Annotated in this window: 10 protein-coding genes, 1 pseudogene and 1 riboswitch; of the genes and pseudogenes, 9 read left to right on the forward strand and 2 right to left on the reverse strand. The window is 65.4% G+C overall.

Annotated elements, in window-relative coordinates; all coding sequences use genetic code 11:
• Positions 1–1,334 precede the first annotated feature (1,334 nt).
• The gene (locus ACZ7L9_RS35065; RefSeq protein ID WP_471421580.1) at positions 1,335–4,442 is read left to right on the forward strand and encodes an endo-alpha-N-acetylgalactosaminidase family protein; all 3,108 of its coding nucleotides are present in this window, start codon (positions 1,335–1,337) and stop codon (positions 4,440–4,442) included.
• Between the two features lies 1 nt (position 4,443).
• Here the strand turns inward: ACZ7L9_RS35065 and ACZ7L9_RS35070 are convergent.
• Positions 4,444–4,668 (reverse strand): annotated as a pseudogene (locus ACZ7L9_RS35070) (M15 family metallopeptidase domain-containing protein); the annotation flags it as partial.
• Between the two features lie 878 nt (positions 4,669–5,546).
• Between ACZ7L9_RS35070 and ACZ7L9_RS35075 the strand changes: the two are divergent.
• On the forward strand, positions 5,547–6,860 hold the full coding sequence (locus tag ACZ7L9_RS35075; protein WP_471421581.1) for an ABC transporter substrate-binding protein: 1,314 nt from the start codon (positions 5,547–5,549) through the stop codon (positions 6,858–6,860).
• Between the two features lie 62 nt (positions 6,861–6,922).
• Here the strand turns inward: ACZ7L9_RS35075 and ACZ7L9_RS35080 are convergent, their stop codons facing one another.
• Positions 6,923–7,096, reverse strand: a complete 174-nt coding sequence (locus ACZ7L9_RS35080; RefSeq protein ID WP_471421582.1) for a hypothetical protein — start codon at positions 7,094–7,096, stop codon at positions 6,923–6,925.
• On the opposite strand from ACZ7L9_RS35080, the gene ACZ7L9_RS35085 reads away from it, so the two are divergent.
• The 7 genes from ACZ7L9_RS35085 to ACZ7L9_RS35115 all read left to right on the forward strand — a co-directional run bounded on the left by ACZ7L9_RS35085 (position 7,086) and on the right by ACZ7L9_RS35115 (position 17,668).
• Complete coding sequence (locus ACZ7L9_RS35085; protein ID WP_471421583.1) at positions 7,086–7,919, forward strand: carbohydrate ABC transporter permease; 834 nt, start codon at positions 7,086–7,088, stop codon at positions 7,917–7,919. The two genes, ACZ7L9_RS35080 and ACZ7L9_RS35085, sit on opposite strands and share 11 nt — an antisense overlap.
• On the forward strand, positions 7,916–8,800 hold the full coding sequence (locus ACZ7L9_RS35090; protein WP_471421584.1) for a carbohydrate ABC transporter permease: 885 nt from the start codon (positions 7,916–7,918) through the stop codon (positions 8,798–8,800). Before ACZ7L9_RS35085 ends, ACZ7L9_RS35090 begins: the two co-directional genes overlap by 4 nt.
• Before the next feature lie 486 nt (positions 8,801–9,286).
• Positions 9,287–11,053 (forward strand): glycoside hydrolase family 35 protein, encoded by a 1,767-nt coding sequence (locus ACZ7L9_RS35095; protein WP_471421585.1) that lies wholly within the window; start codon positions 9,287–9,289, stop codon positions 11,051–11,053.
• 394 nt (positions 11,054–11,447) lie between these two features.
• A complete protein-coding gene (locus ACZ7L9_RS35100) occupies positions 11,448–14,861 on the forward strand; it encodes a discoidin domain-containing protein (protein ID WP_471421586.1) in 3,414 nt (1,137 codons plus the stop codon).
• A 302-nt stretch (positions 14,862–15,163) separates the two neighbouring features.
• Complete coding sequence (locus ACZ7L9_RS35105; protein ID WP_471421587.1) at positions 15,164–15,415, forward strand: hypothetical protein; 252 nt, start codon at positions 15,164–15,166, stop codon at positions 15,413–15,415.
• Between the two features lie 108 nt (positions 15,416–15,523).
• A complete protein-coding gene (locus tag ACZ7L9_RS35110; RefSeq protein ID WP_471421615.1) occupies positions 15,524–15,778 on the forward strand; it encodes a hypothetical protein in 255 nt (84 codons plus the stop codon).
• A 319-nt stretch (positions 15,779–16,097) separates the two neighbouring features.
• A riboswitch (Fluoride riboswitch) is annotated at positions 16,098–16,162 on the reverse strand.
• A 318-nt stretch (positions 16,163–16,480) separates the two neighbouring features.
• Positions 16,481–17,668 (forward strand): PP2C family protein-serine/threonine phosphatase, encoded by a 1,188-nt coding sequence (locus ACZ7L9_RS35115; protein ID WP_471421588.1) that lies wholly within the window; start codon positions 16,481–16,483, stop codon positions 17,666–17,668.
• The last annotated feature ends 49 nt before the right edge of the window (positions 17,669–17,717 follow it).

A 17,717-nucleotide genomic window follows, 5' to 3' on the forward strand; every position in this document is an offset into this window, starting at 1 on the left:
CAACGGTTCCAGCTTCGGACCACGACGCGGTGCGGGCACACCCGCAGAAACACTCATACAGGAACTAACGACGGATCTCCGGCGCAGGACACTAGATGGGTCACAACACTGAAGCGCTCCCGCTTCGGTGCCGCGGAATCAGGAGCGGTCAGAGTTCGTCGACGCGTCACGTCGGGAACCGCGACGCAAGATGGGGCACGGTCGGCGTGCGTGATGTCGCAGCCGCCGTGCCTTCTGCCGGCCGGCCTCCGGGCCGGGGAACACGGCCCGGAGGCCGGCCGGAGTGAAGAAGACGCCGAAACAGCACGTCAGGAGAAGGGCGACGACGAGCGGGTTGAGAGGTCCTGCCTCACCGAGGCCTCGGCGCAGAGCCGAACGCTGAGGGGAACCGCCGGCGAGACGCTGGTGGTGAACAGCGCGCCCCGGCCAACGAGAAGTTCGTGCTGGATCACGTATGCCGGGCCGCACGCCCCACAGCCGACCAGCACAACCTGCCCCGATTGAGCTGCGGTGAGATGACCGGATCGAGCTGACCAGCCGCCTGTCGTGCGGCGGACTCGTCGAGGTCGGCCCCCGCGGTGATACGAGGGCCGTGGCCGGGTCTGTGCGCAGTCGCGGCGAGGGTGTGGCGCTTCCCGCACCCGATCGCGCCGATCCGCGGATCACCCACAGTTGCACACTCCCGTCGTCGCCATGGGCCTGCGGGCCAACACCTCCAGCGGATGAGTGGTCCGTGGATGAGGTCGACTCGTCGCGCGCAAATTGAAGCGCGAATCTGCACTGATCTCAATACTTTCCAACAGATTCGCCCATGGAGCGCGACTCCTTTCGGTCGCCGCAACGCTTCTTGACGCAATGAAGGCGTCTGTCCAACCTCAAGCGCCTGCCGCAGGATTGACGCTGTGACACTGCCGCGCTCGTGGGGGTGAGGCGGGCTTGTCGGCGTGCGAGGGCGTCGGGTGAGAACACGGGTGCGGAGAGCCTGGCCCGTGAGGCTCGGAAAGTCGTCGCCACTGGTCAGGCCCCTGCCCGCCTACGACCGGGAAGACCTCGGAGCACCCGGCCACAGGCCGAGACCTCGGCATGCCGACAGCTCAAGCCGACCAGACAGCGGCCGGAGCGACAGCAAACCACACCTCGCCGGCAGCAAGTGAACGCCGAGGCCAAGCACCCGATATGTAAGTCCAACGGTTCTCGCAGGCAGTCCATGGTTGGCCACCGTGCCGCTCTCTATAACAGGAGACCTGTCCTGCTGAACGGTTGGGTTCACGGAGTTGCACGGGGGACAAAGCCTCATGGAGGAGCCAATGGAAGAGTTAGACAGACCGACGCGCGTGGATTCGCTGAGCGCACCGACAGGGGTGCCGCGTCGTGCCGTGCTGCAAGGGGGTACGGCGGCGGCGGTTGCCGTCGTCGCGGCCGGGTTCGGAGCGGTGGCGGCGGTTCCGGCGTCGGCGGCCGCTGGCCGGACGGTGGCGCTGCGGTCACCGCGCCTGGAAGTGACACTCGACGCCGGTTTTCCGCGGGTGGCCGGATACCGCTGGACGGCGACGGGGGACACACTCGGTGGCTCGGTAGACACCGCGACAACGGTCAGGATCAACGGCCGGGACTACGTACCCAAGGTGGCCGTTCTCACCAAGCGCGAGTCGGCGCGGTACCGGCTCACGGTCGCCGAACTGTCCGTGACGGTGGATATCTGGTTCCGGCTGACCGAGGACGTCCTGCGGATCAAGGCCGACACCATCGTGGAGAACGGCGCGGTCAGGGTTTCCACGTTCGGGTTGCCCGGGCTCGGGCTCGTCTCCGTCTCGGCGGCGCAGGATGGCAGGTTGTCGCACTGTGCCCTGGAATACGAGCTGGGCAAGCCGGCGCCCGCCGATGTCTTCACGACCGTTGCCGACGCCCCCGGCGACGGCAACTGGCACCGTACTTCGTACGCCCTTCTTGACACCGGCCGGCTGGCTGCTGCCGTGGAGTCCTGGACCTGCGCCGACGACCGGCTGCTGCATCGCACCAGCACCGGCCAGGACGGTGTGAAACGCACCGAACTGGCGAGCGGCGAGTGGGTGTACCGGGGTGCCGACGGCAAGGTGTTCGCGTTGCCCGAGGCGGCAGTGGTGGTCACTGCCGATCGCAACGGTGACGGGGTGGCGGACTGGCAGGACGCGGCGATTGCCTTCCGCGGCATCATGCGCGCCCCGCATGCCCCCGACTGGGCCCGGACCAAGGTCGTCCAGGGCATCGCCATCAATCTGGCGAGCCACGGGCACCAGCCCTTCCTGACCGTGCTCGACGAGATCCGCCGGACCTCGCTGTACACCGACGGCCTGCCGCAGGCGATCCTGCTCAAGGGGTACCGGTCCGAAGGGCACGACAGCGGGCACATGGAATACGCGGCCCCGTACAACGCCCGGGCCGGCGGTCGCGCGGACCTCCGTACGCTCACCGAGCGGGCCAAGGAGTGGAATGCCGAGATCGGGGTCCACATCAACGCCTGGGAGGCCTACCCGGAGTCAGCGAGCTTCCGCTGGGACCGCAGCAACGGCCCGGGCGACCCGGGCTGGCGATGGATGGACCAGGCCTGGCACACCGATGTCGTGAAGGACCAGGCGACCGGGGCCTTCGCCGCGCGTTTCAAGAAACTGGTCAAGGACCTGCCCGAGCTGGGCTTCGTGTACTCCGACACGTACTGGACCGGGGGCTGGCACGCGGCGCGGCAAGCCGCCGTCATCACCGGACACGGACTGCCGCTGGGCGCCGAAGGGGACGCTGGGCTCGAGCGCGACAGTGTCTTCACCTACGCCGGCCAGAACGGCCATGGACTCGGCTCCCGGATCATCCGCTTCATCCGGCATACCCAGCGTGATGCCTGGGTGCGCCATCCGCTGTTGCACGGTGCCGACAACACCCACTACCTGGGCTGGCAGCAGCAGAAGAACCTCAAGGCGTGGCTGAAGTCGACGTTCGTCACGAACCTGCCGACCAAGTTCCTCCAACACTTCGAGATCCTGCGGTGGACCGACAAGGAACTCGACCTCACCGACGGCGTACACGTCAGCACCGCCACCGGTGTCACCCGCATCACCTGGCACGGCCGGCTCCTCGGCGACGGTGACACCCTCTTCATCCCATGGGACTTCTCGAAGGAGTCCGACCCGCGGAAGATCTACCACTGGAACCCGACCGGTGGCGCCACCACCTGGGAGCTGCCCGCGCACTGGGCCAAGGCAAGCAGCCTCCTGCTGTACCGGCTCACCGAGCAGGGCCGTGGCACTGCCAGCCGCGTCCCGGTCAAGGACGGCAAGGTCACGGTCGAAGCCGAGGCTCAGACCCCCTACGTCCTCTACCGATCCGAACCGGAGCCCCAGCCGGCTCCGCGCTACGGTTCGGGCGGCCTGCTCGCTCATCCCGCCTTCACGGGCCGGACCCTGGAAGGCTGGACGGCACGAGGCACCGCGCGCGTCACCGACGACGGCGACGGCCTGCCGTACCTGCGGATCGAAGCGCCGGAAGAAGCCTCGGTGAGCCAGCGAGTGGAGGCCCTGCCTGCGGGTACATACGCAGCCGCGGTCTGGGTACGGGTCTCCGGCTCCCGCAAGGCGGTGCTGTCCGTCACGGGCACGGGCGTCAAGGGCCGAGATGGTGACGAACGTTCGGGTCCGGTGGCCGCCAACTGGACGGATTCCTCGCCACTGCGCTGTGTTCTGGGTAACGGCCGCCGCAGGGGTACGCTGTTCCAGCGCATGCGCGTGCTGTTCACCGTCACCGGCACTGTGCCCGCTGCGGTGACACTCACCCTGCGCGCCGACCCGGCCGCCGCCGGCAACACGGTGGACTTCGCGGACGTGCGGCTCGTACCCCTGCCAGGTGCTGACCCCGAGTTCGGAGGGCACTGGTACACAGAGGACTTCGAGCATGTCGACGAGGGCCTTGGCCCCTTCGTGCCCGCCTCCGGCGACGGTGAACGCAGCCACCTCTCGGAGACGCACAAGGGCTACACACGCGACACGATCAGCGGTCGCCACTCGCTCAAGACACTCAGCGAGACCGCGGGCATCGTCTACCGGACCCTGCCGCAGACTCTCCGCTTCCTGCCGAACCGCAACTACCGCGTCACGTTCGACTACCAGGCTGACCCCGGCTCGGACTACCGTGTTGTGCTCGGCCGGGACGGGGGCGCTCAGATCGACGAGGAGAAGCTGCTGCCGACGACGGACCGCAAACTCGACACACCACCCCCGGCGGGGGATCCCACGCCTCCTGGATGGGACGACAGTCTGCCGCCCCAGAACCCCGCGCCGCACCGGACCTATGTACGCACCTTCCGCTCGGGCCCGGCTTCTGAGGGGGCCGTATGGCTAGGCGTCAAGAGGGTCGCCGGCGACGCATTTGTCCTGGACAACCTCATAGTCGACGATCTCGGTGCGAGCGGGGCCTGAAGTGCGGCGCGATCTCCGGCGGCTGGACGTAGCGGCTGGCCGCTTCGTGGATCCGGCTGTCCGACCAGTCCCGGTGGCCGGCGCGCAGTTCCGCGGCGTACTCCTCGAAATAGGCGCGCTGCAGGCTCGGGGGACGGTATCCCTCGACGATCAGCAGGCGAAGCCCTGTGGGCAGAAGGCTTTGGGCGTGCTGCAAGCGATCAAGGGCTCCTTGCCGCAGGTGAGCTTGGTGAAGGCCATGGTGCCGATGGCGTACGCGGCGTCGAAGGGTTCGGTGGTGCGGAGGTAGTCGACCACCCTGCACGAACTGGAGACCGGAAACGCCCGCATGCATGGCCAGGGCGCGTTGGTGCTGGGTGGGCGATGGTTCGTTCGCGGCAATGTGCGCGCCGTGGGCTTGGGCCAGGTGGACGGCGTGGTTGTCGGCCAAGGAGTCGTTGTCCACGATGCTTTGGGTGCCAGCAGCGGTGAATGGTTCAAATCTATTTCGTAGCCGGTGCTCAGTGAATCACATCTAGGGTCTTGACGTGAGAGGGTCTCGCACGCAGACTCGTGCCACCTCAAGGCGACCGGCACTTGCAGCTCGCAGCGGCGCGATCGTCGGTGATCGGTCGTGACGGGAGTCTGATCTGGTGCGCTGTGGTGCGCGCGTAGATGGCGCGGCTGCCTGGTAGCGAAGACCGAAGAATCAGATTTATCTGTCCTAGCCTCCCGTGAGCCTAGGAGAGGGGGTATGTACATGCTTACTCGGCCGGGGTGGAAGGAGGGGACCTGCGTGGAGCAGAGCCTCCTGGGGAGCCGCGCTTGCGGCCGCCGGACTGTTCCTCGGTATCGCTGCCTGCGGCGGGAACGGCTCGTGGCGGGGTCCCTCATGGCGTCTGCGCCGTTGATCGTCGCCTTCCTCTTCCTCCAGCGGCAGTTCATCCAGGGCATCGCCTTCACCGGCAGCAAGGGCTGACGGGCTCCTCATCTCATCGAGCGAACCAGACACCCGCTGTCGGCGGCCCGATGTACGGAAACACAACGTTCTAGTCACTCATCCGAGATGGGATGGACATGAGAAAGAGGAATCACGACATGTACGGGGAGAGGAGGCGAGGGACATTGGCACCCCGATGGCTGACGCGCGTCAGTGCCGCGCTGCTCGCGATCGCGGCGCTCACGACAACGACGTCCTGCAGTTCGGATGGCCCGGGCGGCGAGGACTCGGGCCGGGACAAGAAGGTGAGTCTGGAATTCTGGGGCTGGGCTCCGGGCTACGAGAAATCGGTTGCTCTGTGGAACCGGAGCCATCCGAACATCAAGGTCACGTTCCAGAAGGTGCAGGCCGGGGCGGGCGGCGGCTACGCGAAGATGCAGAACGCCGTGAAGGCCGGCAACGCGCCCTGCCTGGCGCAGGTCGGCAACGAGACGCTGCCCACCTTCATCGTGACCGGCGCGTTGCAGGACATCTCCAAGTACGCCGACGCGAGCAAGGGCCAGTTTGTCGACTGGACTTGGAGGCAGTCGAGTTTCGGCGACCAGGTTTTCGGTATCCCCGTGGACACCGGCCCGACGGCGCTGTTCTACCGCAAGGACTTGTTCGCCAAGTACGGCATCGCGGTGCCGAAGACCTGGGACGCATTCGCGGCCGCGGCGCAGAAGGTCCATGAGGCGGACCCGTCCGTCCACCTGATCAACTCGGTGACCGACTCCTACGACACAGCCGGGTACGTCTGGCAGGCCGGCGGGCGTTGGTTCGATACGTCGAAGGACAAGTGGCAGGTGACGATCGGCAGTCCGCAGACGCAGAAGGTCACGCAGTACTGGCAGCGCCTGCTCGACAAGAAGCTGCTCTACACTGCCGACGGTCCGCTCGGGCAGGCGTGGTTCAACGACGCGGGGAAGGGGAAGGTCCTGTCGCTGATTACGGCGGCATGGGCGGCTCCCTTGCTGCAGACCAACCTGCCGGACCTGGCGGGCAAGTGGGCGGTCGCGCCGATGCCGCAGTGGTCGGCCCGCGCGCAGGCGGCGGGGAACAACGGCGGCTCCACCACAGCCGTCCTCAAGGGCTGCGAGCACCCCGAGGAAGCCACCGAGTTCGCCCGCTGGTTCAGCACCGACCGAGACAGCGTGACGAACCTGATCAAGAACACGGGCATCTACCCCGCTGCCACGTCGGGACTCGATCTGCCCGCGTTCGACGAGCCGTCGTCGTACTACGGCGGCCAGAACATCTATGAGGTGTTCAAGGCGGCCGCACAGCACACCAGTCCCGACTGGGCGTGGGGCCCGACGATGAACCAGGTGGAGTCCGACTTCGTGGACGGGCTCAAGAAGGCGAAGGACGGCCGGAGCACGGTGCCGGACGTGGCCAGGACCGTGCAGGACAAGACCGTTTCGGCAATGAGGAACCAGGGGCTGTCCGTCTCAGATTGACCTGGCTGTTCCGGCTGCCCCTCGGCCCGCGACTCAACTCCTGTGCCGGGGGCGCCGACCCGTCATCGAGACGCTGAGGTGTGGAGGACGGCAATGATGACAACCGTGTCCAGGCGGCCCACCGGGTCACCGCGACATTCCCGGGCCAGGCCGAGCGAGCCGAACAGACCGGTCGGGCGCAGGCGGCGCACCCTCTCGGCGGCCTTGTTCCTGATGCCGTTCGGTGTGCTCTTCACCGCCATGATGCTCGCCCCGATCGCCTACGCGGTCTACGAGAGCCTCTTCAAGATCCACCGCAGCGGCCTGGGCCTGGGACCGTCGAAAACCGTATTCGCAGGACTGTCCAACTACACCAAGGCGCTGCAGGATCCGGACTTCCTGTCGTCCCTGCTCCGTGTATTTCTACTCGGCTTGGTTCAAGTTCCGGTCATGCTCGGCCTCGCGCTGTTTCTCGCCCTGCTGATCGATTCGCGCGCGGCTCGGTTCAAGCGTGCCTTCCAATTGATCTACTTCCTGCCGTTCGCGCTTCCCGGTGCCATCGCGGCGATCATGTGGTCCTACCTGTACATGTCCGGCATCAGCCCGTTCACGGCCGTACTGAAACAATTCGGGATCACCGTGGACTTCCTGTCGAACGGCCTGGCGCCGGTATCGATCGCGAACATGCTCACTTGGGCCTGGACCGGCTACAACATGCTCATCATCCACTCGGCGCTTCAAGCGATTCCGGCCGAACTCGCCGAGGCGGCAACGATCGACGGATGCTCCGGCTGGCGCATCGCCTGGCACATAAAGATCCCGCTGATCCGCCCCGCGCTCATGCTCACCACAGTGTTCTCGATCATCGGCACGGCACAGCTGTACACCGAACCAGAGGTCCTTCGGAGAGTGGCGAGCAGCATCACGGGAACGTACACACCCATTCTCGCCACCCAGTACTCGGCGAACCTCAACAACTACAATTTCGCCGCCGCGGAATCGGTCGTCCTCGCACTGCTCACCTTCGTCCTCTCCTTCAGCTTCCTCAAATTCGCCCAGCGCAAGGGATGGAGCGCATGACGGCCATCGAACGCCAAGCAGCGCGTGGTGCCGCACGCGGAGGACTGGGCACGGGACTCACGAGCCGCGCCGGCGTGAACGCCGTACTCGTTCTCTTCGCGCTCTACACACTGATACCGCCATGGTGGCTGCTGGTCACCGCCACCAAGAACAAGGGGTATCTGTTCACCACGAACGGCTTGTGGTTCTCGCATTTCGACCTGTGGGCGAACATACGTGACGTGTTCCGCCAGGACGGCGGCATCTTCCTTCGGTGGATCGGGAACAGCTTCCTCTACGCCGCCGCAGGCGCCACGGTCAGCACCGCGCTCTCGGCGATGGCCGGATACGCCCTGGCGAAATACGCGTTCCGCGGACGGGACCTCGTCTTCAACGTGATATTGGGTGCGGTGCTCGTCCCGGCGTCGATGTTCGCGCTGCCGCTGTACCTCATGTTCAGCGCGGTCGGCCTGGTCAACACCTATTGGGCGGTTCTGCTGCCGAGCGTCGTCAGCCCGTTCGGCGTCTATCTGTCCCGCATCTACGCCGCCGCGTCGGTGTCCGACGAACTCATCGAGGCCGGACGTGTCGACGGCGCCACCGAGGCCCGGATCTTCTGGCGGCTGGCGGCCCCCGTGATGTCGCCCGCGCTGGTCACGGTCTTCCTGTTCCAGTTCGTCAGCAGCTGGAACAACTACCTGCTGCCGGTGCTGATGCTCAGTGATGACAAGCTGCAGCCGGTGACGGTGGGATTGGCCAACTGGCGCGCCGAGTTCAACAACGGCGTCCCCTACAACGTCACGATCACGGGTGCCGCCCTGTCTCTCATCCCGCTCCTGGTGGCCTTTCTCTCCTTGCAACGCTTTTGGCGTTCCGGGCTGACCGCCGGGAGCGTGAAATGAGGGTGCGGTCGAGGAGGGTACGCACTGATGCCGCAGGTGGTAACAGCCCTGCTGGTGCGGCTCGTTGGAGGCAGACGTTCACGGTGACCGGTCTCCCACGGCGGTGGGATGTGTCCGCGGGCTCGGTGCGTGGCAGGCGGTTGGCATCGTTCACAACTGCCGAAGAGCTGCACGTGACGGGGAAGTCAGGGCGCGCGCTTCCTGGCTCCGCCGTCGAGACCGACCCTTTTACGCGAACGCCCCGCACGAGGACGCAGCGGACTTCGTCCACTTCATCCACCGCATCGGCGTGGACTGCATCTTGTGCTCGCCGTACCGGATCCCGGTGGCCCGACTCGAAGCGGGCCACGCTGCCCTGACCACCGCGCCCGAAAGCAGGTGATCACCGTGCTCTAGCCGATCGTCGTCGGCCTCGACGGCTCACGCGAGCGCGCCGTGGCGGCCGACTTGGACATGACGCACCTCTCCACCCACCCAGGAGTAGCCGTGAGCGCGACTCGCCCCGCCGTCCAGCTGACAGTCACCGACTCCGGCTTCTTGCGTGCCGGCCGCCCCCACCAGATCATCTCCGCCGCCATTCACTACTTCCGCGTTCACCCCGACTCGTGGGAAGACCGGCTGCGCAGATTACGCGCCATGGGCGTGAATACCGTAGAAACCTACATCGCGTGGAACCTCCACGAGCCGGTCCCGGGGCAGCACGACTTCACAGGCCCGGCCGATGTCGCCCGCTTCATCACCACTGCCGACGGCCTCGGGCTGGACGTGATCGTCCGGCCGGGCCCCTACATCTGCGCGGAATGGGAGTTCGGCGGCCTGCCCGCCTGGCTGCTCGCGGATCCCGACCTGCGGCTGCGCTGCACCGACGAGCGCTACCTCACCGCCGCGGACGCCTGGTTCGACGTGCTGCTGCCCGTCCTCGTCCCGCTGCTGTCCAGCAACGGCGGTCCCGTGGTGGCCATGCAGATCGAGAACGAATACGGAAGCTATGGCACCGACACCGCATATCTGCAACACCTTCGGGACGGCCTGATCCGCCGCGGCGCCGACTGCCTGCTGTTCACAGCCGACGGCGCCACCGACCCATGCCAGCGCGGCGGGCACATCCCCGGCATCCTGGCCACGGCAACCTTCGGCTCCTGCCCTGAGAATTCCCTGACCGTGCTGCGCCACCATCAGCCGACCGGCCCGCTGGTGAGCATGGAGTACTGGCACGGCTGGTTCGACCACTGGGGCGAGCACCACCACGTCCGTGACGCACAGGAAGCTGCGGACGACCTGGACCGGATGCTCGCCCAAGGAGCCTCGGTCAACATCTATATGGGACACGGCGGCACCAACTTCGGCTGGTGGAACGGCGCCAACCACGACGGAACCACCTACCAGCCCACCTGCACCAGCTACGACTACGACGCACCCGTCGGCGAAGCAGGAGAACTGACGGAGAAGTTCCACGCCTTCCGCAACGTGATCGCACGGCACTTCGGTCCGATCAGGCACGAGCCGCCAACCCTGCCCGCCAGGCTCACCCCCCGAGTGCTGAAGCCGAGTGGCACGGCCTCGCTGCGAGCATCCCTGGACTCCCTGTCCGAGCCGCTCCAGCGGGTGGCACCCGAGCCCATGGAGGCCCTGGGCCAGGCGTACGGACTGATCCACTACCGCACCCGGGTGCGTGGCTCCTTCCCGGACGCTACGCTGCGTATCTCCGGCCTTGCCGACCGCGCACAGGTCTTCCTGGACGGTGCACCGCTCGGAGTCCTTGAGCGCGACCGTCCGATGGACGGACTGCCGCTCAGTATCGGCGCCGGCGGCGCCGAACTGGAGGTGCTGGTGGAGAACATGGGGCGGATCAACTATGGCCCCTGGCTGGAGGACCGCAAGGGAATCAGGGGTGGAGTGCGCCTGGACACCCAGTACCAGTTCGGCTGGGAGATCCGTCCGCTGCCCCTCAGCGACCTGACGAAGCTTCAGTTCGAGCGGCTCGCGACCGATGGCCCCGCGTTCCACCTCGCGGAGGTGGAACTCGCAACCCCTGCCGACGGCTTCATCGCTCTGCCCGGCTGGACCAAGGGCCTGGTGTGGCTCAACGGGTTCGCGCTCGGCAGGTACTGGGACCGCGGTCCCCAGCGCACCCTCTACGCGCCAGCCCCCGTGTGGCGCACCGGGCGCAACGAGATCGTAGTCCTGGAACTGCACCAGGCCGGGGAGACCGTCGAGATCCGGGATCGCCCGGATCTGGGCCTCACGGGCTGAAGGGCCCGCGGACCCGACTCTGCAGCCGCGCCGGGCCGCTGACTGATCGACCGGCGGGGCAGCACCGACGGCCAGCTGCGTGGGCTGGCGGTCGACGGCAAGAGCCTGCACAGCAAGGAGGTTGCTCCGGCCAGGACCGTGCAGATCCCGGGAGCCCGTTCCCGTCACGTTCCCGGAACCCACCGAGCCGGCAGATCATCACGAACCGAGCGTGAAGCGACTGCGCCGAGGTCCAACATCACCACCCGCAACGGTGCGAGCGTTCCGGACGTGTTGATCACCTGCGAGCTGACGGTCACTCCTGTAATAGCGAAGCATCGGATAGTCACTGATGAAAGAAGGGTCCTCGACAGTGAGCAAACGATATAAAGAGATTATGTCTCTCCTAGGAGTGATGGTAGTCGCATCACTCCTGCTAGGTGTACCCGCAGCGAAGCAGGCATACGCGCAGCAGGTGGCGGGGAGCGCTCCGTTCATCAACTCGTGGTTGGTGTCGGGTCCGTTTGATTCTCCGGTCGTCGACAAGCAGTATGAATGCGAAGCCGGGCCGCTACCGGTCGATGGGAAGAAGGAGATCGCCCCGAAGACCGGTGAGTCGTTGAGCTTCGGCGACGAAGACAGAAAGTGGGAGTACTTCGACGACCGTATCTATAACCGGAACTACGACGACTACCAGGATCTCTACGGGTACTACGCCGTCAAGAAGGGTGTCGATACGAGGAACAAGTACGTGTACGCGCACACGTACGTCTACAGTCCGGTCGAGCAGCAGGCATATTTCAACGTCGGGGCGAGCGGTTCGTATCGACTGTATGTGAACGACAGGTGTCTGACGGGCCCAAGCACTCCGGTGGAGGTGCAGAAGGATCTGACGAAGCAAGCAGTCCAGTTGCAGGCGGGCTGGAACAAGCTGATGATTCAGATCAAGCACACCTACACGGAGGACGTGAATTCAAACGGCGTGCCGATTGCCAAGGACCAGAACGTAGCCTATCTCGGGTTCTACGGCCGGGTAGCGGATCAGGCCGGCAACGAGATCAACGGTCTGGTCAATTCCGTGACAGGGCCGTCGGGAAACCTGCAGATCGTGTCGCAAGGGCTCTCGACTGACGATGCGATCGGCACTCCGCTCCCGAAGAGCAACATGCCGATCGGCTACAAGGAATGGCCTTACGTCTGGAACAAGTCGGTGGCCGGCAACAAGTACGGCGTCGCCGCTTCGGCTTTCCAGTTCATGGCTGCCGGTGGCGCGCCGGGCTATACGTGGAAGATTGTCGAGGGGGAGTTGCCTGATGGTCTGGAGTTGAACCCTGACGGATCCATCGCGGATGGATTGGTCGACGGGAAAGTCGATCTGAACAGCACCAAGGGCATCATCAGCGTCAACACCGAACCAGGCGACTATCACTTCACTGTCCAGGTGGCTGACAGGGAAGGGAACGTTGCTTCAAAAGACTTCACCATCGCGGTGAAGGAACGTCCCAACAAGTGGTTCGAAGAAGGCAGGGTCGGCGCATTGACCCATGCCGCTCCGACTTACAACTACTACGTGGATCCAAACTACTCCGTTGATCGATGGGCGGCGAGAGCGAAGCGTCAAGGACACTCGCTGGTGTCGGTCGAAGCGCTACAGCAGAACTATAACTGGCCGTCCAAATTCGCAGATCCGAAGCATATCAGGGCGGAATACGTTCCAAAGGATGAAAACGGCAAAGTAGTAGACGGACTGAAGCCGTTCGAACAAGCAGTAAAACGTCACGGCATGAAGTTCGGCTTGTATTACGCAACCGAGGGTGGCGGTTTGCAGCATTACTCCACTGATGTGTTCATGCAGAATGTGGAGGATCTCATTCACCGTTACGATCCGGAATACCTGTACTTCGACGGTCCGCAGGCAATGCCCAATGCCAATTATGACGTGATGTACAGCGTGGTACGCGATTACAGCGATGGCATCATCGTGAACTCGAACGCGTGGGGGGCAGAGTACGGCGATCCGGATCTGAGAACCGGCGAGGCGTCTGGTATCTATGCCAATACGGGGGCGAATCATCTTCTGAAGCGGGCGCCCATGGAACCGTGGAAGATGATCCACACCAAGAACCAGATGTCGCCGTACTACGGTAAGCGCGACGACTTCAGGCAGGTCTCGAAAGAGATGCTGAGTAATGCCGGTCGGGGCTATATCGATGACAACGATCAATCGGTTATCGACAGCCGGGGACCGAACTGGGACTCTCCCCAAGAGATCGCCACGAGGTACCCGAAGGGTGTCCAGGAGTTCATCGATGTAAGAGAAAACCTCGCCAACTGGTTCGGGCCGGAGCATGGGCCGGAGAGGCACGAGTCCACGACGGGCACGACGCCGTACTTCCTGGCGGGCTACGGTTACGAAGACGATGGACGAGGAAATTATGAGAAGTTCGCTCTCCCCAACAGCACGACTGGTCCGCAATGGGGATACGCGACCGCCAGGGACAACAACATCTATCTTCACATCATGAAGGGGCCGGACGGCAAGAAGGGCTTCGACGCGATTACCGACAAGTCCTTGACCATCCGTCCGATCAACGATCGGGTGAAGACCGTGAGATGGTTGAACAGCGACATCCCGGTCACGTCGTTCAGTCAGGAGGGCGACAGCCTGACCATCAACCTGGCCGATGTGCAGGAAGATCCGATCGATACGATCATCAAGATCGTAACCGATAGTCCTGAGCGTAAGTACAAGCTGACCAACGTCGACGTGACTGGTGAGCAGCTGGCGCCGAGGGTACTGAAGGTCAAGGCCGAGGGCTACATGAGGTACCCCGCGCTGAAGGCCGAGCTTTCGGACGTGACCTACAGCAGCGCAAATCCTGAGGTAGCGGCGGTCAAGCCTAGTGGAATCGTTCATCCTGTGTCGGAGGGCACGACGAGCATCACGGTACGAGGCACTCATGAGGGCGTGACCAAACAAGGCGCGTTGAAGGTGACGGTCAAGGACGGCCTCGTCCATGTCTCCGACGTGATCAGCGCATCGTTGCTGGTGGAAGGGAAAGAGGCCTACGGTGAGTTCGGCCTGAACGACGGGCTCAAGTACAAGATAGAAGGCAGGTCGGCCACAGGCGGGCCCATCGGCTTGGATGCGGCACAGATCAGATGGCATGGCGGCATCGCCGATCTGGCCGGCGGTGACAAATACAAGCCTGTCGCCATCAAGGAAGTAGACACCTTCGCATTCATGAAGGACAAGATCGTCACCCCGCAGGTCGAGGCGCCCACGAGGGGAGTCGTCTGGGCAGACGTGACACTGGACGGTAAAACCTTCACGACAAACAGGGTCTTCCTGGACCTGCTGCAGTACCGGAACCTTGCGAAGGGCGCCGAAATCACTGCCAGTCAGCAGCAGGATGCGGTGTCGAACCTCACCGACGGCAAGCTCATCGACGCTGACCACTACGATCAGTCGAAGTGGTCAGTGTCAGGAAACGAGCAGGCTTGGATTCAATTCAAGCTTCCAGCGAAGTCCGAGACCTCGAACATCGACATCAACTTCAACACGCTGGATCAGCGGTACATCAACACGCCCAAGACAATGAGAATCCAAACCAGTGTCGACGGCGTGACCTGGAATGATGCCGGCACCGTCAACGGCCCCACGGGCAGCGCCTATTTCGGGTTCCACAACCAGTACCCCCTCAGCGCGCAGGCCCAGTACGTGAAGTTGGCGTTCGACGGCGGCTCGAACGGGCCCATGACCGACCTGCTCGAGGTAGCCATCAACGGAGGCCCCCCGCGGCCCAGGGCGATTGCAAAGTCGGGTTGATCTTGTAGGTGTCCTGGTCACGGCGCTGTGACGCTGTCCGCTCGGCGCGTGACGTGCGCAACGAAGCTCCGGTTGGGGGGGTGACCTCTCAAGTCGCCCTACCGCACCGGAGCTTCGATGTGCCGCCAGTCGGCCACCGTCTCTCTGGTCAAGTCGCCCACACGTCAGCATCGTTCGACGGGGCCGCTGGTGTTGAGGCTGTCCACGCTGGCCGATCCGCGGTGCCGGCGCGGGAAGCGGCACCCGTCGGTGGCCGTGCTGCTGATCGCTTGCGCGGCCGTGGTGGCCGGAGCGACGTCGCCGTGATCGGGCACTGGGCCAAGGAGGCACCGCAGGACACCCTCGCCCGGCTCGCAGTCCGTACCTCTACGGCATTCGCGGTCCGCATCGCGCCCGGTGCCGCGACGGTCCGGCGGGTCATCCAGCGCGCCTGCCCGGGCGGTCCGGCCGATCTGCGCGGCTGTGATCCGGCCGGGGCCGGGATCCTGGCCGTGGACGGCAAGAGGCGCCTGCGACCGCCTGACCGGGTGGTTCACCAGCGAGCGCGCTGGTAGGCCCCTTCGACAGCGCTGGCACCCTCGGCTCGACGTGCTGGGCTACCGCCGGCTACGGCCTGGTCCTTCTGGACCGCCTACCTCAAGGCGAATTTCCCCGCCGAATACGTGGCTGCCCTGATCGCCTCGGTCGGCGACGACAAGGACAAGGTCGGCCTCTACCTCGCCGACGCCCGCAAGGCCGGCGTGAACGTGCTCCAACCGGACGTGAACGAGTCCGTCGCGTCTTTCACTGCCGATGGTTCGGGGGTGGTCGGTCATACCGGGGCACGGTTGCTGGCCGATCTCGCCGATGCCACTGGGCTGAGTGCCGCGTACTCCGCCGCTCTCGTCCCGCTTTCGGCCGCGCGGGACCGGACATGATCCGGGCGGCCTCGGCAACGCACACCACTTCGCCCAGGTCATGACAGCCGTCGCTCAGGTGTACCGCCACCGGCCAGGCCGCTACCTCGTCGCCCGGCCGTGCCGGCTCCTGCATCAGGACCATGGCCCGGACGGACCGGCCATCCAGGTGTCCTCGACGCATCCCTTGCCCACAGGCCAGCCGCCGACGCGGCTCGGCACGTCATGCTCGACGGTCACCGGACTGTCGTGCCTCCCGATGGAAGAGGACCCCATGGTTGACTCGACCTCGACGGTGATGCGAGGCACCCCGCCCACCTCCCGTAATGCCGGACGGCTGCATCACGCAGAGACCATCAGCGCCGCATCGGCGCGGTTACGGCGACCCTCATCGCCCGATGTGTCCAGCGTCCCGCGCGGGGCCAGGCGGTACAACCGCCGGTCCCGGCCGGACGAAGCCGAGCTGACGCGGCTGACGGCCCAGCGGATCCGCCAGCTCGCCGAGATCGACCCGGACCGACCCCTCCCCTTGGACCAGGCCCCGAAGGCTGGACGCACCCGTCTCTTCGACTGGCGCGTGCTGGAGTCGTACTTCCGCAATCGGAAGTCACGGCAGGGCCGGCGGACGGAAAGAATGAGGCCGCCGCAGGAAGGCTGAGAGAAGACCCGACCCGTGCTCGTCGGCTGGCTGGGAGTGCGCCATCGATGGAGCATAAGGGGTATATGGGTGTGCGACGTTCGTGGGATCAGTTCCTGGAGCCGCCATCAGGTCGTGGTCTGGTGGCGATCCCGTTCGTGCTGATTTTGACGATCACCGTGCTGGATATCTACACCGGGCGCGATGTCCAGCTGGGCCCACTGCTGGTCATCGCGCCCGCTCTGACCGCCTCCCTCGCCGGGCCACGGCTCACCGCTCTCGCCGGGGTCCTGGCCGTGGCGGCCCAGGTGGTCATCGCCGTGTTCCTCGGCAGGCTGACCACGTCCAACCGCATGGCGCAGATCATCGCGCTGACCGCGCTCTCCGCTTTGGTGGTTTTCCTGCGGTTTGTGCAGGAGCGGCGCGACCGAGCGCTGAGCCTGGCACGCTCTGTGGCGGAGACGGCTCAGCGGGTTCTGCTGCGGCCTCCGCCACGCCGGATCGGGCCGTTGCAGGTGGCATGGCTGTACATGTCCGCGCAGGACGAGGCCGAGATCGGGGGGGATCTGTTCGCGGTCGCCCGCGCCGCGCATGCCGCGACCCGGGTGGTCATCGGCGATGTCCGGGGCAACGGGCTGGCCGCCATCGGTGAGGCCTCGCTGGTACTGGGGGCATTCCGTGAGGGCGCTCACCGGTATGCCACCCTTCCCGAGCTGGTAGCTGCCCTCGGAGACAGCGTCTCCCGGAACGTGGAGGACGTGGCGGACACCGAGCACGACGCCGGCGAGCACTTCATCACCTGCCTCGTCCTGGAGATGCCCGACGACGCCCTGTCGACCGAGATGATCAACTGCGGGCATCCCCCGCCTCTGCTGGTGCACGATCAGCAGGTCACGGTCCTGCACGCACGGCAGCCCCTGCCTCCGCTGGGCGTGTGCGAACCATTCGTCGAGGACGATCGCACCGACCCGTTCACCTTCGAATGGGGCGACATGCTCGTCCTCTACACCGACGGTGTCATCGAAGCCCGCTCGCCGTCCGGAGCGTTCTACCCGCTGGCCGAACGGGTCGCCTCCTTCCCCGCCAACAACCCCGATACTCTGCTGCACCACATCCACCGCGATCTGCTCGCCCACATCGGCGGCCACCCCGCCGACGACGCCGCCCTCCTGGTCATCGAACGCACCCCTTCCCATCGCCCGCACCTCACACCCCATCCCATTGGTCACCACCGGCACCACCTCGGTGGATCGCCCCTGCCCCCAGGTCGCTGAACCCAAGAACCGGGCGACCCGGCGTGAGGTGACCCCTCACTCACAGTCG

It is taken from the genome of Streptomyces sp. NPDC111516, from assembly GCF_055635345.1.